At 68.2% G+C, this 21,357-nt stretch carries 20 protein-coding genes; 14 read left to right on the plus strand and 6 right to left on the minus strand.

Features of this window, described 5'->3' with window-relative positions; all coding sequences use genetic code 11:
• The first annotated feature begins 307 nt into the window (after positions 1 to 307).
• The 6 genes from ACX9OW_RS14285 to ACX9OW_RS14310 all read left to right on the plus strand — a co-directional run bounded on the left by ACX9OW_RS14285 (position 308) and on the right by ACX9OW_RS14310 (position 7,570).
• The gene (locus tag ACX9OW_RS14285) at positions 308 to 1,474 is read left to right on the plus strand and encodes an SIS domain-containing protein (RefSeq protein ID WP_065174327.1); all 1,167 of its coding nucleotides are present in this window, start codon (positions 308 to 310) and stop codon (positions 1,472 to 1,474) included.
• A complete protein-coding gene (locus ACX9OW_RS14290; RefSeq protein ID WP_053518015.1) occupies positions 1,467 to 2,405 on the plus strand; it encodes an ROK family protein in 939 nt (312 codons plus the stop codon). Before ACX9OW_RS14285 ends, ACX9OW_RS14290 begins: the two co-directional genes overlap by 8 nt.
• Before the next feature lie 17 nt (positions 2,406 to 2,422).
• A complete protein-coding gene (locus ACX9OW_RS14295) occupies positions 2,423 to 3,757 on the plus strand; it encodes a D-tagatose-bisphosphate aldolase, class II, non-catalytic subunit (RefSeq protein ID WP_459062417.1) in 1,335 nt (444 codons plus the stop codon).
• Positions 3,675 to 4,568 carry a DeoR family transcriptional regulator gene (locus tag ACX9OW_RS14300; protein WP_269203146.1) on the plus strand — a complete coding sequence of 298 codons (894 nt, stop codon included), beginning with the start codon at positions 3,675 to 3,677 and terminating at the stop codon, positions 4,566 to 4,568. The genes ACX9OW_RS14295 and ACX9OW_RS14300 overlap by 83 nt, the downstream gene beginning before the upstream one ends.
• A complete protein-coding gene (locus ACX9OW_RS14305) occupies positions 4,565 to 5,680 on the plus strand; it encodes an N-acetylglucosamine-6-phosphate deacetylase (protein WP_459062418.1) in 1,116 nt (371 codons plus the stop codon). Before ACX9OW_RS14300 ends, ACX9OW_RS14305 begins: the two co-directional genes overlap by 4 nt.
• Positions 5,681 to 5,782: 102 nt before the next feature.
• A complete protein-coding gene (locus tag ACX9OW_RS14310; protein WP_459062419.1) occupies positions 5,783 to 7,570 on the plus strand; it encodes an MFS transporter in 1,788 nt (595 codons plus the stop codon).
• A 7-nt stretch (positions 7,571 to 7,577) separates the two neighbouring features.
• Here the strand turns inward: ACX9OW_RS14310 and ACX9OW_RS14315 are convergent, their stop codons facing one another.
• The 4 genes from ACX9OW_RS14315 to ACX9OW_RS14330 all read right to left on the minus strand — a co-directional run bounded on the left by ACX9OW_RS14315 (position 7,578) and on the right by ACX9OW_RS14330 (position 10,888).
• Positions 7,578 to 8,063 carry a SecDF P1 head subdomain-containing protein gene (locus ACX9OW_RS14315; protein ID WP_065181469.1) on the minus strand — a complete coding sequence of 162 codons (486 nt, stop codon included), beginning with the start codon at positions 8,061 to 8,063 and terminating at the stop codon, positions 7,578 to 7,580.
• Positions 8,060 to 8,611: an HdeD family acid-resistance protein gene (locus ACX9OW_RS14320; protein ID WP_253119155.1), complete on the minus strand. Its 552-nt coding sequence runs from the start codon at positions 8,609 to 8,611 to the stop codon at positions 8,060 to 8,062. Before ACX9OW_RS14320 ends, ACX9OW_RS14315 begins: the two co-directional genes overlap by 4 nt.
• 58 nt (positions 8,612 to 8,669) lie before the next feature.
• Positions 8,670 to 9,365, minus strand: coding sequence for a ComF family protein (locus ACX9OW_RS14325; protein WP_053518002.1), 696 nt, complete (start codon positions 9,363 to 9,365; stop codon positions 8,670 to 8,672).
• 182 nt (positions 9,366 to 9,547) lie between these two features.
• Positions 9,548 to 10,888: a chloride channel protein gene (locus ACX9OW_RS14330; RefSeq protein ID WP_111187216.1), complete on the minus strand. Its 1,341-nt coding sequence runs from the start codon at positions 10,886 to 10,888 to the stop codon at positions 9,548 to 9,550.
• A 201-nt stretch (positions 10,889 to 11,089) separates the two neighbouring features.
• Between ACX9OW_RS14330 and bioB the strand changes: the two genes are divergently transcribed.
• The 5 genes from bioB to bioC all read left to right on the plus strand — a co-directional run bounded on the left by bioB (position 11,090) and on the right by bioC (position 15,927).
• The gene (gene bioB / locus ACX9OW_RS14335; RefSeq protein WP_459062420.1) at positions 11,090 to 12,133 is read left to right on the plus strand and encodes a biotin synthase BioB; all 1,044 of its coding nucleotides are present in this window, start codon (positions 11,090 to 11,092) and stop codon (positions 12,131 to 12,133) included.
• A 67-nt stretch (positions 12,134 to 12,200) separates the two neighbouring features.
• Complete coding sequence (gene bioF, locus ACX9OW_RS14340; RefSeq protein ID WP_459062421.1) at positions 12,201 to 13,424, plus strand: 8-amino-7-oxononanoate synthase; 1,224 nt, start codon at positions 12,201 to 12,203, stop codon at positions 13,422 to 13,424.
• An 18-nt stretch (positions 13,425 to 13,442) separates the two neighbouring features.
• Positions 13,443 to 14,222: a pimeloyl-ACP methyl ester esterase BioH gene (bioH, locus tag ACX9OW_RS14345; RefSeq protein ID WP_279941916.1), complete on the plus strand. Its 780-nt coding sequence runs from the start codon at positions 13,443 to 13,445 to the stop codon at positions 14,220 to 14,222.
• 29 nt (positions 14,223 to 14,251) lie between these two features.
• Entirely contained in the window at positions 14,252 to 15,031 is a 780-nt protein-coding gene (locus ACX9OW_RS14350) for an SDR family oxidoreductase (RefSeq protein ID WP_053517992.1), read from the plus strand.
• 11 nt (positions 15,032 to 15,042) lie between these two features.
• Positions 15,043 to 15,927, plus strand: coding sequence for a malonyl-ACP O-methyltransferase BioC (gene bioC, locus ACX9OW_RS14355; protein ID WP_053517990.1), 885 nt, complete (start codon positions 15,043 to 15,045; stop codon positions 15,925 to 15,927).
• A 166-nt stretch (positions 15,928 to 16,093) separates the two neighbouring features.
• Here the strand turns inward: bioC and ACX9OW_RS14360 are convergent, their stop codons facing one another.
• Both ACX9OW_RS14360 and ACX9OW_RS14365 read right to left on the minus strand, forming a co-directional pair.
• Positions 16,094 to 16,726, minus strand: coding sequence for a YdcF family protein (locus tag ACX9OW_RS14360; RefSeq protein ID WP_111187213.1), 633 nt, complete (start codon positions 16,724 to 16,726; stop codon positions 16,094 to 16,096).
• On the minus strand, positions 16,723 to 17,685 hold the full coding sequence (locus tag ACX9OW_RS14365) for a pyridoxal-phosphate dependent enzyme (protein ID WP_065174314.1): 963 nt from the start codon (positions 17,683 to 17,685) through the stop codon (positions 16,723 to 16,725). Before ACX9OW_RS14365 ends, ACX9OW_RS14360 begins: the two co-directional genes overlap by 4 nt.
• 156 nt (positions 17,686 to 17,841) lie before the next feature.
• Here ACX9OW_RS14365 and ACX9OW_RS14370 point away from each other — a divergent pair, with 156 nt between their 5' ends.
• The 3 genes from ACX9OW_RS14370 to ACX9OW_RS14380 all read left to right on the plus strand — a co-directional run bounded on the left by ACX9OW_RS14370 (position 17,842) and on the right by ACX9OW_RS14380 (position 21,319).
• Positions 17,842 to 18,318, plus strand: a complete 477-nt coding sequence (locus ACX9OW_RS14370; protein ID WP_053517985.1) for a hypothetical protein — start codon at positions 17,842 to 17,844, stop codon at positions 18,316 to 18,318.
• Between the two features lie 490 nt (positions 18,319 to 18,808).
• Positions 18,809 to 20,698, plus strand: a complete 1,890-nt coding sequence (gene mnmG, locus ACX9OW_RS14375; protein WP_065174313.1) for a tRNA uridine-5-carboxymethylaminomethyl(34) synthesis enzyme MnmG — start codon at positions 18,809 to 18,811, stop codon at positions 20,696 to 20,698.
• 90 nt (positions 20,699 to 20,788) lie between these two features.
• Positions 20,789 to 21,319, plus strand: coding sequence for a gamma carbonic anhydrase family protein (locus tag ACX9OW_RS14380; protein ID WP_053517982.1), 531 nt, complete (start codon positions 20,789 to 20,791; stop codon positions 21,317 to 21,319).
• Positions 21,320 to 21,357 lie beyond the last annotated feature (38 nt).

The raw sequence follows: 21,357 nt of genomic DNA on the forward strand, positions 1-21,357 counted from the left end.
GTTCACCGGGCGTTTCGAAAGCGGTTGGGCCGACTCTAGGGCAGGGATTCGAAAGATGTCAACAAATGGAAAGCAAAAAGTAAGATAAGTTCGACTGAAACGAAAGGTGATGCGGCGCAGTACTTTGTGTAATCGCTTGCACTCCCCTGTTAAGCTTGGTGCGATACGGCATTTTTCGATTCCTTTCGTTTGGGACGATTGCGGTCTGTCAGAAACGCCAAGCGCTCTTTATCTTTCTTTTTGCTTTCGGTATTTGACATTTCGAAAGAAAACACAGATCGTGCGATGGCCCAACTGGAACCTCCGAATGGACGTCACCCTGCTTTCCGATGTGTCCGCCTGGCAGCGCCGGGGCGGAGCCGATACCGCTACTGAAATCGCCCAGCAGCCAGCACTGTGGGACGCGCTTGCACAGGATCTGCTGCAGGCCCGCGAACGCCTGCAGGCCTTCCTGGGCGACCGCCTCGACAATCCCGATCAGCGCGTGTTGTTCACTGGCGCCGGTAGTTCCGGCTTCATCGCCGAGATGGTGGCCGATGCGATCAACGCGCAGTGGGCCGCTGACGTCCGTGTGGTGCATACCACCAGCCTGCTGACCCATCCGGCGCTGTATCTGCAACGCGACCGCCCCACCCTGCTGGTTTCGTTCGGCCGCAGTGGCTCCAGCCCGGAAAGCGTGGCAGCGGTGGACCGTGTGCGCAGCGACGTGGATGACGCACGCTTCCTCGACATCACCTGCAACGCTGATGGCGAACTGGCCCGGCGCGGTGCCGGCCGTGCCGATACCTGCACCCTGTTGATGCCGTCGGCCAGCTGCGACCGCGCCTTTGCGATGACCAGCAGCCTGACCTGCATGCTGCTGGCCGCGCTGACCGTGTTCGACCGCTCACCGTGGCAGACGCGGGTGGCGCGCCTGACGCAGCTCGCTGCGCTGGCCCGCGAAGGCCAGGCGCAGTGGGATGCACCGGTGGCCGCGCTGGCACAGCGCCCCTTCAACCGCGTCATCTACCTGGGCAGCGGTCCGCTGGAAGCGCTGGCGCGCGAGTGCGCGCTGAAGGTGCTGGAGCTGACCGCCGGCCGCGTGCTGGCGCTGGCCAACACGCCGCTCGGTTTCCGCCACGGCCCGAAATCCACGCTGGATGGCAGCACCCTGGTGATCGTGCTGCGCAGCGTGCAGCCGCTTGCACGCCGCTACGAGCAGGATCTGCTGGACGAGCTGCGCCGCGACGGTGTGGCAGGCCAGGTGCTGGCCATCGGCCCGCATTCGGACATCGGTGCCGACGATGACTACACCCTCGCCGTACCCGTCCTGGAGCCGGTTCTGGGTGATCCCTGGCTGGCGCCGGTGTGGCTGGCCTTCGGCCAGCTGTTCGCACTGCAGCGCTCGGCCGCGCTGGGGCTGACCCCGGACAATCCCTTCCCCGATGGCACGGTGAACCGCGTGGTCAAGGGTGTCACCATCCACCATGGCTGAGTTGATCGCCCATGCCTGCTACGGCATCGATATCGGCGGCACCAAGATCGAGCTGGTGGCGTGCGATGCGGCGATGCAGGTCACCTGGCGCCGCCGGGTGGCCACTCCGCAGGGTGACTACGATGGCTTTCTGCGGTCGGTGGTGGCGCTGGTCGCCGACGCCGACGCCGCACTGGGCCGCAACGATGCGGCCATCGGCATCGCGCTGCCCGGCGTGCGTGACCGCCGCACGGGCCGCCAGCTGAGTGCCAACGTGCCGGCGCTGACCGGCCACAGTGTGGCGGCCGACCTGCAGGCACGCCTGCAGCGTCCGCTCCATTTCGGCAACGACCTGCAGTGCTTCGCCTTGTCCGAAGCCCATGGCGGCGCAGCCGACGGCTACCCCAGCATGTTCGGCGCGATCCTCGGCACCGGCGCCGGTGGCGGCTTCTGCCTGCAGGGCCGCCTGCTGTCCGGCTTCAACGGCCTGGCCGGGGAGTGGGGCCACTGGAGCGTGCCGGGCCACCTGCTGCAGCGTCACGGCCTGCCGTTGATCGACTGCGCGTGCGGCCTGCAGGGCTGCGTTGAGCGCTATGTATCCGGCAGCGGCCTGGCGATGATCGAACGCCACCTGGGCGGCGCGGCCGTCGATGCCAGTGCGGTGATCGCACTGGCCGAAGGCGGCGATGCGCGTGCACGCAGCGCGCTGGACATCCACCGCGACCTGCTCGGCCACAGCCTCGCTGCGCTGGTGCTGGCCCTGGACCCGCATGTGATCGTGCTCGGTGGCGGCCTCTCGCAGTACACCCCGCTGTACCAGCAGCTGCCGGCGGCAATCGCTGCCCATCTGTTCAACGGCGTGCAGGTGCCGCCGATCGTGCCCCCGCGCTTCGGCGATGCCGGTGGCGCGCGCGGTGCCGCGCTGCTTGCCTGCCAACCCTCGTTTTCCTGATTGTCCGGAGCATGACCATGTCCCCGTTGCAGACCCTGCTTGCCTCCCACCGCGCCGGCCACAATGTGGGCCTGTACAGCGTCTGCTGCAGCAACGAACAGGTGCTGCGCGCGGCCATGCATGTGGCACTGGCACACGACACGGTGCTGCTGGTCGAAGCCACCTCCAACCAGGTCGACCAGTTCGGCGGCTACACCGGCATGACCCCGCCGCAGTACCGCGACTATGTCGGCACGCTTGCGGATGAGGAAGGCTTTCCGCGCACGCGGCTGATCCTGGGCGGCGATCATCTCGGTCCGAACGCCTGGCAGAAGCGCCCCGCCGCCGAGGCGATGGCCCACGCGCGCGTGCTGATCGAAGCCTACGTGGCCGCCGGCTTCCACAAGATCCATCTGGACTGCAGCATGTCCTGCGCCGACGATCCGGTGCCGCTGCCTGATGCCACCGTGGCCGCGCGTTCGTCGGAACTGGCGACGATCGCCGAGCGCACGGCTGCCCGGCTCGGCCTGCCGGCGCCGGTGTACGTGATCGGCACCGAAGTGCCCGTTCCCGGCGGCGAAGCCTCGCTGGCCGGCGGCCTGCAGGTGACCACACCGGCAGCCGCCGCGCAGACCCTGGCCATCCACCAGCAGGCATTCGATACCCCCGAACTGCGCGATGCCTGGCAGCGCGTCATCGCGATGGTGGTGCAGCCGGGCGTGGATTTCGATCACAGCAGCGTGCACGAGTACGACCCGGTCGCCGCCAACGCGCTGGCCGACTTCCTCGAGCAGCAGCCGCGCATCGTGTTCGAGGCGCACTCCACCGACTACCAGCGCGAAAGCGGACTGCATGCGCTGGTCCGCGATCATTTCGCGATCCTCAAGGTCGGCCCCGCCGCCACCTTCGCCTATCGTGAGGCGCTGTTCGCGTTGGCAGCGATCGAACAGGCGCTGCTGCCGGCTGCGCAGTGCTCGCGCCTGCCACAGGTGCTGGAGGAGGTGATGGTGGCGCAGCCGAAGTACTGGCAACCCTACTACCAGGGTGACCAGGCGACACTGCGCCTGTTGCGCAGTTATTCCTTCAGTGACCGCTGCCGCTACTACTGGGGCGAACCGGCACTGCTGCGCGCCGTGCAGACGCTGTTCTCCAACCTGGAGCAGCACACGCCACCGTTGGTGCTGCTGAGCCAGTACCTGCCGGAGCAGTACCGCGCCGTGCGTGACGGCCGCCTGGCCAACACGCCGACGGCCCTGGTGCAGCACCGCATCGGCCAGTGCCTGGGCGAGTATGCCCGCGCCTGCAGCGCCAACCAGGCAGGCAAACGCGGTCAGGAAACACGATCCGCTGCCGGCATTGCTGCGAACGGCTAATCTCTACCCCTCACAGCAGACCCGAGACTCCGCCATGCGCAACACCCGCTCCCGCCGGCAACAGATCCTGCAGCTGCTGATCGAGCACGGCTCGGTGCAGGTGGCCGATCTGGTCGAGCGCTTCGGCGTGTCCGCGGTGACGATCCGCGCCGACCTGACCCACTTCGAGTCGCAGGGCCTGGCCAACCGCACCCACGGTGGCGCCAATCTGGTGCGCACGCCTCCGCAGGAGCAGGACATCCATGAAAAGGATGCGCTGAATCTGCCCCTGAAGGAGTCCATCGGCGCCTGCGCGGCGAACCTGGTGCAGGCCGGTGACAACATCATCATCGACTCCGGTTCGACCACCATGACGCTGGCCCGCCATCTGCGTGGCCGCCGCGATGTGACGGTGATGACCAATGGCCTGAACATCGCGTGGGAACTGGCCAATGCTGCCGGCATCAATGTGCTGCTGACGGGCGGGCTGCTGCGTCAGCAGTCGCTGTCGCTGCAGGGCAGCCAGGCCGAGGCCAGCCTCAATTCCTACAGCTTCGACACCCTGTTCCTGGGCGTGGACGGATTGGACCTGCAGTTCGGCCTGACCACCCACGATGAGGCGGAAGCGCGCCTCAACCACCGCATGGTCGAGCGCGCGCGGCGCATCGTCGTGCTGACCGACGCCTCCAAGTTCGGCCGTGTCAGCCTGCATCGCATCGCCCGCCTGGATCAGATCCATACCGTCATCACCGACGCCGGCATCGACGACGCAACCCGCGAGGGCCTGCAGCGGCTGGGCATCGAAGTGATCATCGCCGAGCCGCCCGCATGACCGACACCCGTTCCCTGCATGGCCGCATCCTCACCCCGCTGGGGTGGCGACGTGGGCATGTCTACTTCGACTCGCATGTGCGCCAGCTGCAGGTGGACGACCACAGCGGTGGTGATGACCCGCAGCTGCAGGTGATCCTTCCCGGTTTCATCGACCTGCATGTGCACGGCGCTGCCGGTGTGGACCTGATGCAGGGCGGCGACGTCGCCCGCACCATCGCCCGCACCCACCTGCGCTTTGGTACCACCACCCTGCTGGCGACCACCATGACCGCCGGCCTGGACGAGATCGAGTACGCCCTGCAGGGCGTGGCCGCCACCATGGCAGCACCGGACGACGAGGCCGCATGCATCGCCGGCGTGCATCTGGAAGGGCCGTTCATCAGCCCTCAGCGCCTGGGCGCACAGCCCAACCGTACGATCGAGGCGACGCTGGCGCTGGTGCAGCAGCTGCATGCGCTGGCACCGATCCGGGTGATGACGCTGGCGCCGGAGATCGGCGAACACACGGCGCTGATTCCTGCGCTTTCGGCGATGGGCATCCGTGTGCAGCTCGGCCACAGCGCGGGTACTTACGAAGAAGGTGTGGCTGCTCTGCAGGCGGGTGCATCCGGCTTCACCCATCTGTTCAACGGCATGACCGGCGTCGATCACTATCGCCCGGGCATCGCGGCGGCGGCGCTCGCCCATGCACGTTACGCCGAGATCATTCCCGACCTGCAGCACATCCATCCCGGCGTGATCCGCCTGGCCGCGCGCGCGATTCCGCGCCTGTACGCGGTGACCGACGCTACGGCCGCCACCGGCATGCCGGATGGCGAGTACGCGCTGGGCGAACAGCGCGTGCACAAGTGTGGCGGTTGCGTGCGGCTGGCGACCGGTTCGCTGGCCGGCAGCGCGCTGACCATGGACCAGGCACTGCGCAACCTGGTGCGTGTCGGCCTGGATCTGGCCGACGCCTCGCAGCGCGTTTCCACGTTCCCGGCCGACTACCTGGGCCTGGGCGATCGCGGTCGCATCGCGCCCGACGCCCGCGCCGATCTGGTGGTGCTGGACGCTGGACTGCGCCTGCAGCAGGTGGTGGTGGGTGGCCGGGTGGTCGAGCTGCACTGAGCAACATCCCTGCCGTAGAGCCACGCATGGCGCGGCGCCACAGAACGCAATCTGCGAAGAACCGCCGCCGGGCAGGGTCCGGCGCTACCACAGGAACTGCCGATGACTGCAAGCACCGCTCCGCGCTGGCCCGTACGCTATCTGCTCTTCATCGGAGGCCTCGGCGGCCTGCTGTACGGCATCGATATCGGCATCATTGCCGGTGCCCTGCCCTATCTGGAAGCGACCGCCAGCCAGGCCTGGCAGCTCAGCAGCCAGCAGCTGGGATTCGTCGTTGCAGCCGTTCTGTTGGGCAGTGTGCTGTCGTCACTGTTTGCCGGCATGGTGGCCGACCTGATCGGACGCCGCGGCGCGATGCTGCTGGCTGGCGTTCTGTTCACCGCCTCCATTCCCATCATGGCGCTCGCTTCGGGCTACACGCCGCTGCTGCTGGGCCGACTGCTGCAGGGCATCAGCGGCGGCCTGATCGGAGTGGTGGTACCCCTGTACCTGGCCGAGGTGCTCAGTCCGGAGCGGCGTGGCCGGGGTGCAGCGATGTTCCAGCTGCTGCTGACCATCGGACTCGTGCTGGCGGCGCTGATCGGCCTGTACCACGCCCAGGCCGTGGATGCCGCTGCCGAAACCGTGCGCTCGCTGCCGCTGGCACAGCAGGCGCAGGAACTGTTCGCCGTGAAGGACCATGCGTGGCGGACCATCTTCTGGAGCTGCCTGACGCCGGGCCTGGTGTTCTGTGCCGGCATTTTCTGGCTGTCGGAGTCGCCGCGCTGGCTGGTCCGCCGTGGTCGGGTGGACGACGCCCGTCGCAGCCTGCTGCGGGTGCTGCCGGCCGCCGAGGTCGAGCCCACGCTCGCGCGCATCCAGGCACCGGAATCCAGTGGCACGAACGGCAGGCGTGATCCGCTGCTCAGCCGCCGCTACGTGGTGCCGTTCGTGCTGGCCTGCGTGGTCCTGGCCTGCACCCAGGCCACCGGCATCAACTCGGTGCTCGCCTATGCGGTGAACATCCTCAACCAGGCGGGCCTGTCCGGTTCGGTGGCCAATGGCGCCGACGTGGCGATCAAGCTGCTCAATGCGGTGATGACCGTGGTCGCGCTGCTGCTGGTCGATCGCAAGGGCCGCAAGTTCCTGCTGATGCTCGGCAGCGGCGGTATCTGCGTGGCGCTGCTGGCCGCCGCCACCCTGTTTTTCCAGGCCGAACGCGGCCGCGCCGATGTGCAGCCGCAGCTGCAGGCCGCAGCCAGCGGCGATGGCCTGCATCTGGTACTGGACGAGGCACAGTGGCAACGCCTCACTGACGGCATCGACAGCGAAGGCCGTCCGATGCAGCTGACCGTGTCCTACGCCTATGGCGATTTTACCAACGTGCGCGCACTTCGCAGTGACAACCTGATCGATCGCGGGCTGCGCATCGACCGTGCCGGCACCGTGCAGCCGGACAGCGTCATCGGCGCCTTCTTCCGCACCCTGCACCTGAATCCATTCGCAGACCCGGCCGGCGCCGCGCACGCACCACTGCGCATCGAGCAGGCGCGGATCGGACCGGTGCCAACGCCGGCCCACGGCTGGGCGGTGGCCGCCTGCATCCTCGTGTTCGTTGCCTTCTTCGCGGTGGGCCCTGGCGTCTGCGTATGGCTGGCACTGTCCGAGCTGATGCCCAACCGGATCCGCTCCAATGGCATGAGCATCGCGCTGCTGATCAATCAGTTCGTGTCCACCACCATCGCCGCGCTCTTCCTGCCGACCGTGGGCCACTATGGCTACGCCAGCATGTTCCTGTTCTGGGCGGCATGCACATTCGTGTTCTTCCTGGTGGCTGCGTTCTGGCTGCCGGAAACCAAGGGCAGGTCGCTGGAGGAAATCGAGGCCAGATTCGCGACCAGGCAGCGCTGAGCAGGGTTCAGGGCGCCGGCACCCGCTGGCCGGTGATGTGCCATGCCAGTTCCTGCGCCTCGGCCACGCTGGGCAGGCCACTCAACATCATCGATTCGCCGAAGGGGCCACTCACCGTCGCCACCGTCAGCACGCGGCCATCCACGCTGATCGCCACCCGCTTTCCCACCAGTGCGGCCGTGCCATCGTGGATGCGCTGCTGTGCCTCCTTGCGATAGCGGATCTGCAGGCCGGGCTGCTGGCTCTGGTCCAGCACGTAACGGACATCGGCGATGTCGGCACTGTCGGCGATCGGTGGCTCGCGCAGCGCGAGTGTTTCACCCTGCCACTGCACCGGTGTGCCATTGCCGGCAGCATCGACTGCGCTCAGACGCACATCCACGCCCGGACGCGGCGCATGATCCCTGCCAGCCTCCGCATCCGCTGTTGCGCCGGGCATGCAACCGGCCAGGCCCAGCACCGCGACCAGCAGAAACGAACCCGCCCGCCTCACTTCAGCTTCCTCAGCTTGAATGCCACCAGCACCTGCAGCAGCCCATACAGCAGGCTGCCGATGCCGATCCACAGCGTGGTCACGGCCACGCCCGCGTAGGGATTGGCCGCAAACAGCAGGCCCAGCACCACCGCCAGCACACCACTGAGTATCAGCAACCACTCGCCCTGGATCTGCCTGCGCACGCGGATTGCGTACACGATGCGGTAGATGCCGGCCACCAGCAGCCACGCTGCCAGGAACAGCACCAGCACGCTGGCGGTGGCCAGCGGATTGATCACCGCCAGAATGCCGAAGCCGAGCGAGGCGATGGCGTACAGCGCCAGCCAGCCACGCGAGACACCGCTGCCACCGCTGATCAGCGCGAACAGGCTGATGACACCTTCGATGATGGCCATCACGCCCAGCGTCCAGGCCAGGGCCGTCGCCGCCGACAGCGGCCAGCCGATCGCGATGATGCCGAAGCCGAGTGCGACCAGGCCATACAGCAGCAGGATCCACCAGCTGCGACCGACCGCCGACAACAGGGGAGACAAGGGGGAATTCATGACCACTCCTTCGATCCGGAATCGGCTTCATCCTAGCCCCTGGCGATGAAGAGGGCGATCACGGAACCCGTGCGCAGACCCACACGCGCACCTCTGCGGCACCCACGCAGCGCAGTGTCTCAGCGATTTCCATCACGGTGCTGCCGGTGGTCATCACATCATCGACCACGGTCAGCCGCGGCGGCACCGGCGCATGTGCATCGAAGGCGTCGAACAGGTTGTCCCTGCGCTGTTCGGCCGTGCGTTCGGACTGTGGTGCCGTATGCCGGCGACGGTACAGGCCCTGCCAGACCGGCATCGGCAGCAACCGGCATAGTTCGGCGGCCTGGTTGTAGCCACGCTGGCGCAGGCGCCGATCATGCAATGGCACCGGCACCAGCGGCGCGCACGACCAGGGCGGCGGCGCGCGTTGCATCAGCTGCGCGAGCAGGCGTCCGGCCGCCAGGTCCTGATGGAACTTGTAGCGCACCAGCAGCTGGTCCACCGGCGGCAGGTACAGCAGGCTCGCGTGCGTGGCCAGCTGCGGTGGTGCCTCCTCGCGGCAGCTGCCGCAGACGATCAGGGCCGCATCCGGCAGCGGCAGCGCGCAGCGCAGGCAGGCGCGACCCGACCACGGCAGTCCGGCGTAGCAGGCCGCACAGAGATCCAGCTCGTCGTGACCCGGGTCGTTGCAGACCAGGCAGCGCAGCGGAATCAGCAGGCGCAGCAGCCGCTGCAACGGGGCCCCGGCGACAATGCGGTGGACGATGCGCATGCCGCAGGCTCGCGCATGGCAGGCAGCGACGCCATCGGCGGACGGACCAGACATGGGTCGGTGAAATGCCCGTCATCGTGTGCCGACGGGCATGACCCACCATGCCCCTACTGCATGGCCTGCCAGGGTGGCTGCCGGTCGCCTCTCCCTGACAGCATCTGCCGGGCACGTACGCGGATCACCTACTTTCGACCGGGATCGACGGACGTGGCATCGGCCGATGGGCCAGGCACCATCAGCAGCTCGGCCAGGCCACGATAGATCGGCACCCGGCACACCAGACCGGATACCCCGCGGGCAATCAGTACCGTGGCCAGAATCGGCAGCAGCAGGTCACCGCTGTCCGTCAGTTCCAGCGAGATGACGGCAGAGGTCAGCGGCGCCTGGGTGACGCCGGTCAGATACGCACACATGCCGAGCAGCACGAACGCGCGTGGATCCACGCCGGGCATCAGTACCGCCAGGTTGTGGCCCAACCCGGCACCGACCGCCAGCGCGGGCGAGAACAGGCCCCCGGGGATACCGGCCACATAGGAGGCCAGATTGGCCAGCAGCTTCATCAGCCCGAACTCATGACCCACCAGCGCGTGACCCTGCACCAGGCTGCGCGCCTGTTCGTAGCCGGTGCCGAACGCACCTTCACCAAACAGCATCGCCAGCGCCACCACCACCAGGCCGCAGCCGGCGGCCAACAGCACGGGATGGCGCTGGCGCAGTTGCCCCAGCCAGCGCGGACGGCCTGCCGCGCTCGCCAGTACGGCGCGCGCGAACAGTCCTCCCAGCAATCCCGCCACCACACCGCACAGCAGGATCGCCAGCCAGCCCTGGCCCAGCGGAAGCCGCGCCGAAACATGGCCGAAGTAGGTGTAGTTGCCCAGCAGACCCAGCGATACCACACCACCGACGATCACCGCCGTCAGCAGCGTGCCCGAGAACCGGTGCTCGAAGCGGCCGCTGAGTTCCTCGATGGCGAACACGATGCCTGCCAACGGGGTATTGAAGGCTGCCGCGATGCCGGCGGCGCCGCCCGCCAGCAGGAAGTGCGACAGCTCACGCGGGTCCTTGAAACCAAACCAACGACCGAACAGGTACATCAGGCTTGCACCCACGTGCACGGTCGGACCTTCGCGGCCGACCGAAGCACCGCCCAACAACGACAGTGACGTCAGCAGCAGCTTGCCGGCCGATACCGCCGGTGAAAGATTCGTCGCGCGGAACGAGGCATCCGGCTTGTCCAGCGCAGCGATGACCTGGGGAATGCCGCTGCCGCGGGTAGGCTTCAGTACACCGCTGGTCAGCCATGCCAGCAGCGCGAAGATGCCTGGCGTGAGCAGCAGCGCCCACCACGGCGAATGGGTGGTGATGCGCTGGAACAGATGGAACGCCGCGTCGCTGGCCTTGGCGAACAGGATGGCCACCAGCGCCACGGCCACGGCACCGCCCCAGAGTGCGGCGCGGCGGCGCCAGGCCTCGCTGAGGACCAGCGCGGCGATGCGTCCGCGAAGACGATGGAGATCGGTCATGGGACAGAGTCTGCGCGCAAGCGCTTCCGTTGGGCAGTAGTCACTGTGGCCGCAAGCCTTGCAGGAAGCGGTGAAACGCGGCCATCCGCGTCGGCCTGATCAACCGATGCACTGTAAACCCCTAAAAACACTCCCGGGTTGACAGCCTTTCCACCCCCCTCCACACTGCCGCCCTCGCTCCACTCGTACCCGGGTCCCGCCATGGCCGCCGCCGTCCGCCACGACTGGCAACACGATGAACTGCAGGCGCTGTTCGAACTCCCCCTCCCCGACCTGTTGTTCCGCGCCGCTGCGGTCCATCGCGAGCACTTCGACCCCGCCCGGGTGCAGGTCTCCACGCTGCTGTCGGTGAAGACCGGCGGCTGCCCGGAGGACTGCGCGTATTGTCCGCAGGCCCAGCGCTACAGCACCGGCGTCAACGCACAGAAGCTGATGGACACCGAAGCGGTGCTGGCCAAGGCGCGCCAGGCCAAGGCTGCCGGTGCGTCACGCTTCTGCATGGGCGCGGCCTGGCGGTCGCCGAAGGATCGCGACATCCCGAAAGTGGCGGCGATGATCGCAGGGGTGAAGGCACTGGGCCTGGAAACCTGCGCCACGCTGGGCATGCTCAGTGGCGACCAGGCACGGGCACTGAAGGACGCCGGCCTGGACTACTACAACCACAATCTCGATACCGCGCCGGACTACTACGACTCGGTCATCCATACCCGCCAGTACCAGGACCGCCTGGACACGCTGGAACACGTGCGGGATGCAGGCCTGAAGACCTGCTGCGGCGGCATCGTCGGCATGGGCGAGACGCGGGCGCAGCGCGTGGGCCTGCTGCTGGCCCTGGCCACGCTGCCGGCCCATCCGGATTCGGTGCCGATCAACAGACTGGTGCAGGTGGCCGGTACGCCGCTGCACGGCAGTGCCGAACTGGACCCGTTCGAGTTCGTGCGCATGATCGCGGTGGCACGCATTGCCATGCCGCGTTCGATGGTGCGCCTGTCGGCCGGCCGCGAGGCGATGAGCGACGAACTGCAGGCGCTGTGCTTCCTGGCCGGCGCCAACTCCATCTTCTATGGCGACAGGCTGCTGACCACCGGCAACCCGGAAAGCGAACGCGATCTGGCATTGTTCGCGCGGCTGGGCCTGCAGCCGATGGCGGTGCAGGTGGACGCCGAGGGCCACGACCACGGCGGTACCGTGCATGCCGATATCGGCAGCGATGCACCCGGCTGCGGCTGCGCTCACGCAGCCTGAGACGGGGCCCGAGCAGGCGTCGCGGCAACGCGCTACCCTAGCCGCCCCGTCGCCGCCTCCCGCCGCCATGGCCCGCCCCGACCTCACCGCCCGCATCCAGGACCAGCGCGCGCTGCGCGATGCCCAAGGTCGTCGCCGCCCACGGCGCACGGTCAGCCGTCGCGATGGCGTCTGCCTGGAAGTGGAAGGCCGCTGGCTGACCGGCTTCTGCAGCAACGACTATCTGGGCCTGGCCCAGCAGTTCAGCGTGGTCAATGCATTGCAGGACGCGGCCGCCCGCGAAGGCGCCGGGGCCGGCGCATCGCACCTGGTCTGCGGCCACCACGCGATGCACGATGCTCTGGAACGCGAAATGGCCGAGTGGCTGGGCTACCCGCGCGCACTGCTGTTCGGCAGCGGTTTTGCCGCCAACCTGGCGGTGCAGCAGGCGCTGCTGAGCGAAGAGAACGACGTCTGCGTGCAGGACAAGCTCAATCACGCCAGTCTGCTCGATGCCACGCGGCTGGCCGGTGCGCGTCTGCGCCGCTACCCGCACCTGGATGCGGAAGGGGCCATGCGCCAGCTCAGGCACGCAGCCGATGGCGCAGCGATGCTGGCCACCGATGGTGTCTTCAGCATGGACGGCGACGTCGCGCCGCTGCGCGCACTGTCACTGGTCGCGCGCCTGCAGCAGGCACTGTTCTATGTGGACGATGCACATGGTGTTGGCGTGGTCGGCGATGGCCGGGGCACGGTGGCGGCCGCCGGTCTGGGGGTGGACGACGTGCCGTTGCAACTGGTCACCCTGGGCAAGGCGCTGGGCAGCGCCGGCGCGCTGGTGCTGGGCCGCGAAGACCTGATCGAACATCTGGCCGAAACCGCCCGCCCCTACATCTACACCACCGCGATGCCGCCGGCGCTGGCGGCGGCGGCACTGGAAGCAGTGCGCCTGGCACGCCGCGACAACTGGCGCCGCACCAAGCTGGTCGACCTGATCGCACTGTTCCGCGGCGAAGCGCGCCGCCACGGGCTGGACCTGATGGCATCGGAGACACCGATCCAGCCCCTGCTGTGCGGCGATGACCACACCGCACTGGCGCTGTCCAAGGCGCTGGAGCAGGCGGGATGGCTGGTCGGAGCGATTCGCCCGCCGACCGTTCCAGAGGGCAAGGCACGCCTGCGCGTCACCCTCTCTGCCCTGCACACGGCAGACCAGGTGCGGGGGCTGGTCGAGGCCATCGCCAGCGCGCGTGATCGCCTCTCGATCACGCCGCGCGAGGCCGCGCCACCGCCGTTGCCGGCCCTGGCTTGAGGTTCGGCTGGTTTCCGCATGCATATCGAAGTCGCCGGCCAGGGGCCGGACCTGGTACTGATCCACGGCTGGGCCCTGCAGGGCGGTGTGTTCGCGCCGCTGGTCCAGCGCCTGGCGCAGCAGTTCACCCTGCACCTGGTCGATCTTCCCGGACACGGCCACAGCCGCGGGGACACCACGCCGTTGCGCCTGCCCTTCGTGGTCAACGCGATCGCCGCCGCCACGCCACCGGCGGCGTGGTGCGGGTGGTCGCTGGGCGGGCTGTTCGCACTGCATGCCGCGGCGACCCTGCCGAAAGTGCGGGGACTGGCGATGATCGCTGCCACGCCCCGCTTCGTGCGCGGCGACGACTGGCCGCATGCGGTGGAGCCGGCCGTGTTCGAGCAGTTCGGCCGTGAGCTGGCCGGCGATTTCGGTGGCACGCTGGAACGATTCCTGGCCCTGGATGTAATGGGTTCGGCGCACGCCCGCGAGGAACTTCGCACCCTGCGCCAGCGCCTGGTGGAGCGCGGTGCCCCGACCGCACGCGCCCTGCGGGAGGGTCTGCAGCTGCTGGAAAGCACCGACCTGCGCGGCGCCCTGCCGGCACTGGGCAAGCCCAGCCTGTGGATCGCCGGTCAACGCGACAGGCTGGTGCCACCGGCCGCCATACAGGCTGCAGCGGCGCTCGCGCCCGGCGGACAGGCGCTGACCATCGCTCACGGCGGCCACGCCCCCTTCCTCGGCCACGCCGACGAAGTGGCCGCCGTCCTGCAACGCTTCGTTGCCGGCCTGACACCGGCGGATGACGGACAATGACGTTCCTTCGAACTGCGCAGGGCTGACGCATGGATCTGGGTATCAAGGGCCGCTGGGCCCTGGTCTGCGGTGCAAGCAAGGGGCTGGGCCTGGGATGCGCGCGCGCACTGGTGCGCGAAGGCGTGAACGTGGTGATCGTTGCGCGCGGCGAAGCAGCGCTGCAGGCCGCCGCCGAGCATCTGCGCGCACTGCCCGGCGCCGGCGAGGTGCACGCGGTCGCTGCCGACGTCAGCACAGAAGCCGGACGTGCCGCTGCGTTGGCCGCCTGCCCGCAGGTGGACATCCTGGTCAACAACGCGGGCGGGCCGCCGCCGGGCGATTTCCGCAGCTTCGAGCGTGACGACTGGATCGCTGCACTGGACGCCAACATGCTGGCCCCGATCGCGCTGATCCGCGCCACCGTGGACGCGATGATCGAACGCGGCTTCGGCCGTATCGTCAACATCACCTCGTCGGCGGTGAAGGCGCCGATCGATACCCTGGCGTTGTCCAACGGCGCGCGCAGTGGCTTGACCGGCTTCGTCGCCGGTCTGTCGCGGCGCACGGTCGCCCACAACGTCACCCTCAACAATCTGCTGCCTGGCCAGTTCGACACTGATCGCCTGCGCGCCAACTTCGCCCACAGCGCGGGCAAGGATGGCGATGCCGGAGAGATCGCCGAGCGCCGCCGCCAGCAGATCCCCGCCGGCCGCTTCGGCACCGCCGACGAGTTCGGCGCGTCCTGCGCTTTCCTGTGCAGCGCACAGGCCGGCTACATCACCGGGCAGAACCTGCTGATCGATGGCGGCGCCTACCCCGGTACGTTCTGAGAGATCCTGCAATGCCGTCCCACTTCGATCCCCGCCATGTGCGCCGTGCGTTCTCCCGCGCCGCCAGCAGCTACGACGCCGCCGCTGCCCTGCAGCGCGAAGTGCAGTCACGGCTGGTGGAATCGCTGGACTACCTGGAGGCACGCAGGCCCGAGGTGGTGCTGGACATCGGTGCCGGTACCGGCCATGCCAGCGCACTGATGAAGAAGCGCTGGCCGAAGGCACAGGTGATCGCGCTGGATATCGCCCTGCCGATGCTCGATCAGGCCAGGCGCCAGGCCGGGTGGTGGAAGCCCTTCCAGCGCCTGTGCGCCGATGCGGCGGCGTTGCCGCTGGCCGACAACAGTGTGGATGTGATCTTCAGCAATCTCTGCCTGCAATGGGTGGACGATCTGCCTGCAGTGTTCGCCGGCTTCCGCCGCGTGCTCAAGCCCGGCGGCCTGCTGTTGTGCTCGACTTTCGGGCCGGAAACCCTGATCGAGCTCAACGAAGCGTTCGCTGCTGCCGATGATCGCCCGCACGTCAGCCGTTTCGCGCAGATCGCACAGTTCGGCGACGCGCTGATGATGGCCGGCTTCCGCGACCCCGTGCTGGACCGCGACCTGTTCACCCTGACCTACGAGGATCTGCCCGCCTTGATGCGCGAACTGCGGGCGATGGGCGCGACCAATGCACGGGTGGACCGTCGGCATACGCTGACCGGCCGCGGGCGCTTCGCCGCTGCGGCGGCCGCCTACGAGCCGATGCGCCGTGCCGATGGCACGCTGCCCAGCAGTTGGGAAGTGATCTATGCCCATGCCTGGGCACCGGACCCGGGCGCACCGATCCGCGAAGGCGGCCACGACGTGGCCTCGGTACCGGTGTCGGCCATTCCGATCCGTCGCAAGCAGACCTGATCGATCGATCACGGGTGATGTGCCGACCAAGGTCGGCGACTACCGACTCATGCACGGAATCCGTTCTGGTAGGTGCCGACCTTGGTCGGCACAATGCCTGCGGCATCGCGATCTGGCAGGTTGTGCCGACCAAGGTCGGCACCCACCCAAAGCAGGCGGCAGCCGCTCAGGTATTGGCCGGCGAACTCAGCGGTGGCCGCACCAGATCGCGATGGAAGAAATAGATTTCCTGCAGCAGGAAACGCCAGCTGGTGTGGAAGCTGCGGAAGCGGGTGCTCGGCGTCGATGACGCCAGCGCATCGATGCCCAGCGCCCGGCTCAGGCGCAGCGCGCGTGCCATGTGCAGCGGATCGCTGACGATGATCACCCGGTGCAGGTTGCGCTGGTCCATCAGCCGCTTGGCCTCGATCAGATTCTGCACGGTGTTGCGCGAGGCGGTTTCAATCAGGATCGCATCGTCCGGAACGCCGTGCTTGAGCGCATAGCGCCGCGCCACCTGCGATTCGGAGAAGCGGGCGCCGCTGCCGCCATACCCCCCGGTGAAGATCAGCAGCGGCGCATACCGGGCCTCGTACAGGTCCAGGCCATGACGGATGCGCTCCTCGAAGACCGGCGACGGCTTGGCGTCATAGGCGGCGGCACCGAGCACGATGATCGCATCGGCCTGGGCGGCCTGATCACGCTCTCCCACCCAGACGATCCATGCGGTCACGCCCAGCAGCCAGATCACCAGCAGCACGAACAGCCGCCACGCCCAACCGAACAGGCCGGTACGCTCGCGGTGCCGGCCGCGGCTCAAGGCATGCCCCAGCGCAGGGCGGGAAGATCGACGTTGCCACCGGACAGCACCAGGCCCACCCGCTGCCCGGCAAACCGTTCCGGCTGGGACAGCACCGCCGCCAGCACCGTCGCCGAAGACGGTTCAACCACCTGCTTGAGCACCTCCCACAGCAGGCGCATCGCAGCCAGGGTGGCGGCGTCATCGACCACGATGACCTCCGCACCGGCAGCACGCAGCAGCGCGAAGTTGGGCGCACCGATCAGGGTGCGCAGGCCATCGCAGACGGTATCGGGGGTGAACGCGCCCTGCCGCTCGCCGGCGGCCAGCGAGCGGGCGGTATCGTCGGCACCAGCCGGTTCGGCCAGCACCAGCCGGGTCTGCGGGCCGGCCAGCTGCAGCGCCAGCGCAGTACCGCTGGCCAGGCCACCACCGCCCACTGGCACCACCAACACGTCGAACGGCCCGTCGCTGTGCAGCAGTTCCAGCGCAGCGGTGCCCTGCCCTGCCATCACCGCCGGATCGGCATACGGGTGCACCAGGGTTGCACCGGTGTCGGCCTGCACCCTGGCGCAGGTGGCCTCACGCTCGGCAATGGTCGGCGCGCAACGCCAGAGCGTGGCTCCATGGCGCGCGATGTTGGCCAGCTTGGCGGCGACGGCGCCCTCGGGCACCACCACATGGCAGGGAATGCCTCGCGTCCGTGCCGCCAGCGCCAGGGCCGCGCCATGATTCCCCGATGAATGGGTGACCACACCTCGTGCGGCGCGCTCGTCCGACAGCGACCAGACGGCGTTGCAGGCGCCCCGGAACTTGAACGCGCCGCCCCGCTGCAGGTGCTCGGCCTTGAAGGCCAGGCGTGCGCCGGCAAGCGTGTCGAGGGTGCGCGAGCGCAGCACCGGCGTCACACTTGCGTGCGGCGCGATCCTCGCGGCGGCAGCCAGGACATCTTCGGCACGGGGCAACAGTGAATCGCTCATGACGCAAGATTAACGTATGCCCTCGTGCTGGCGACCCCGGCACAGGTCATGCCAGCATGCAGGCCTTCGCCGCCATTCATCCTGGGTGGTGGAATTAAGGGCCGATTCAATGCCCACGCCCGAAGCTGACTGCACACCCGTTCTGGGGGGACCCACATGAAAACGCGCCTGATGCTTGCCGGTGGCCTGTTGCTGGCCCTGACCGGCTGCACCACCTACGACTATGTCGGCGGTGGCCGCAGCGGCAGCTACTACCACGGTGCGCCGTCGGTGGAGTACCGCTACCCCGCCGGCTATCCCTACAACTACGGCCCGTACTACGGAGGCTATGGCGGCTATTACGGCGGCTATGGCTACCCGTATTACTCGCGTCCGATCTATCGTCCACCGCACAATCACCGCCCGCCACCGCGCCCGCCGGGCAATGGCGAGAACCGTCCGCCGCGTCCGCCTCGCGAGAACAATGGTGGTTCACCGTGGCGGAACATGGACTCGATGCGACGCCCGCCGCAGCCGAGCGTGCAGCGCCCGGCACCGCCGGCCCGCCCGGCGCCGGCACCGAGTGCGCCCAGGATGAACGGTTCCCCCTGGCGCAACATGGATCGTGCGACGCAGCGCACACTTGAGCGCTGAACCGTCTTGCATTTCACACGGTCCAAGCGGCAATCTAAAGCGGTTGTGACGGCCCGCGTCACAAAGTGACAAGAAGCGGTATGGGCCGTCGCGGAAAGCTCTACGTCGATATCCGACAGGAACATCTGGATCCCCCCTGTTCCGGCCCTGTCGGATGTCGGCACCTCTGAAGGCAGACGGCCCCGCAATGCGGGGCCGTCTGTTTTTGCGGATGCCTTCCGCGAAGAAAAACAGGGCCGGACAGTCCCCCGACTGCCGGCCCTCTGCTCCCCCATCGTGCGCCTGTACCGGCCCCTGTTCCAATTCCGGTCACGGGCGCCTTCGGCGCCAGCCACGATGGGTGCTATTGGGTTATCTGCAAAAATCCTGCCAACTTTAGGGTCAATTTCGTCCGGCCCTGGCTTCTCCGGGCGTCGCCCTGCCGAATGGCGCTAAAATCGCCACCCCGGCACCGCCTCCGGCCGCGCCCGCCCCCATCGACTCCGCCCCCATGACCCACTCCTTCCATCGTTACGACGTCATCGTCATCGGCGGTGGCCACGCCGGCACCGAGGCCGCGCTGGCCGCGGCCCGCACCGGCGTGCGCACCCTCCTGCTGACCCACAACATCGAAACGGTGGGCGCGATGAGCTGCAATCCGGCCATCGGCGGTATCGGCAAGGGCCATCTGGTCAAGGAGATCGACGCGCTTGGCGGGGCGATGGCGCATGCCGCCGACCGCGCCGGCATCCAGTGGCGCACGCTCAATGCCTCCAAGGGTCCGGCGGTGCGCGCCACCCGCTGCCAGGCCGACCGCAACCTGTACCGCATGGCGATCCGCGCCCTCGTCGAGGGCCAGGCCAACCTGACCGTGTTCCAGGCGGCCGTCGATGATCTGGTCATCGAGGGCGACGCCGTGCGCGGCGTCATCACCCAGACCGGCCTGCGCTTCGATGCGGAGGCGGTGGTGCTGACCGCCGGCACCTTCCTGGCCGGCAAGATCCACGTCGGTCCGACCCAGTACGCCGCCGGCCGCATGGGCGATCCGCCGGCCACCACGCTGGCCGCACGCCTGCGCGAGCGCCCGTTCCAGGTCGACCGCCTGAAGACCGGCACGCCACCGCGCATCGACGGCCGCTCGCTGGATTACAGCGTGATGGACGAGCAGCCCGGTGATACGCCGCGGCCGGTGATGTCCTTCCTCGGCTCGGTGGACGAACATCCGCAGCAGGTCAGCTGCTGGATCACCCATACCACCGAGCAGACCCACCAGATCATCCGTGACGCCCTGCACCGCTCGCCGCTGTACAGCGGCCAGATCGAAGGCATCGGCCCGCGTTACTGCCCCTCCATCGAGGACAAGGTGGTGCGCTTCGCCGAAAAGGCCAGCCACCAGATCTTCGTCGAGCCTGAGGGGCTGGGCATCGTCGAGATCTATCCCAACGGCATCTCCACCTCGCTGCCGTTCGACGTGCAGCTGGAGATGGTGCGCAGCATCCGGGGCTTCCAGAACGCGCACATCACCCGCCCCGGCTACGCCATCGAGTACGACTTCTTCGATCCGCGCGGGTTGAAGGCTTCGCTGGAAACCAAGCTGGTCAACGGCCTGTTCTTCGCTGGCCAGATCAACGGCACCACCGGTTATGAAGAGGCGGCCGCGCAGGGCCTGCTGGCCGGCCTCAATGCGGCCCGCCAGGTGCGCGGCCTGGATGGCTGGTGCCCGCGCCGCGACGAAGCGTATCTGGGCGTGCTGGTGGATGATCTGATCACCCACGGCACCAACGAGCCGTACCGCATGTTCACCAGCCGCGCCGAGTACCGGCTGCAGCTGCGCGAGGACAACGCCGACCAGCGCCTGACTCCGGTTGGCCGCGACATGGGGCTGGTCGATGATCGGCGCTGGATGGCGTTCGAGGCCAAGCAGGCTGCCGTAGCCGCCGAACGTGCGCGGCTGGGGGCGCTGTGGGCGACCCCGGCCAATGCCCTGGGCCGCGAAGTGCAGGACACGCTGGGGGTGACTGTCAGCCGCGAAACCAATGTGCTCGACCTGATCAAGCGCCCCGAGCTGGATTACGCGCAGCTGATGCAGGTGCCCTCGCTCGGCCCGGCAGTGGCCGATGGCAAGGTGGCCGAGCAGGTCGAGATCGGCGTGAAATACGCCGGCTACCTGGACCGCCAGCGCGACGAGATCGCGCGCCAGCAGCGGCACGAAGCCACACCGATCGCTGAAGGCTTCGACTACGCCAGCGTGCGTGGCCTGTCGGCCGAAGTGCTGCAGAAGCTGGAACGTGTGCGTCCGCAGACCATTGGCCAGGCGCAGCGCATCCCCGGCATGACGCCGGCCGCGATCTCGCTGCTGCTGGTGCACCTGGAGCGCGCTCGCCGCGGACGCGTGGCGTAACGCAGCATCGACGGTGGCGCCGGGCCATGCCCGGCGAGCGCAGCGGCCCGCGTATCATCGTCGCGATCGCCCTGATTTCCGGAGACACCGATGACCCCGCTGCGCCCTTTCCGCGACAAGATGCCGGTGCTCGGCGCACGCGTATACGTCGACCCGGCGTGTACCCTCATTGGTGACGTGGAGCTTGCCGACGATGTTTCGATCTGGCCGGGTACCGTCATCCGTGGCGACGTCAATTTCGTCCGCATCGGCGCCCGCACCAACGTGCAGGACGGCACCATCATCCACGTCAGCCATCACAGCCCGTACAACAAGGCCGGCCATCCGACCCTGATCGGCGAAGGCGTGACAGTCGGCCACGGCTGCATCATCCATGCCTGCAGCATCGGCGATTACAGCCTGATCGGAATGGGCGCCTGCATCCTCGATGGCGCGCGCGTGGAGCGCCACGGCTTCGTCGGTGCTGGTGCAGTGGTGGGCCCTGGCAAGGTGGTCGGCGAAGGCGAACTCTGGCTGGGCAATCCCGCCCGGCCGGCGCGCATGCTGAGCGACAGGGAGATCGAGTCGCTGCATTACTCGGCCGACCACTACGTCCGGCTGAAGGACGAATACCTGGGCTGAGGCCCTCGACTGCCGGCGCGCTCTGCTAAAGTCTGGGC

This window comes from Stenotrophomonas genospecies 5 (assembly GCF_054473825.1).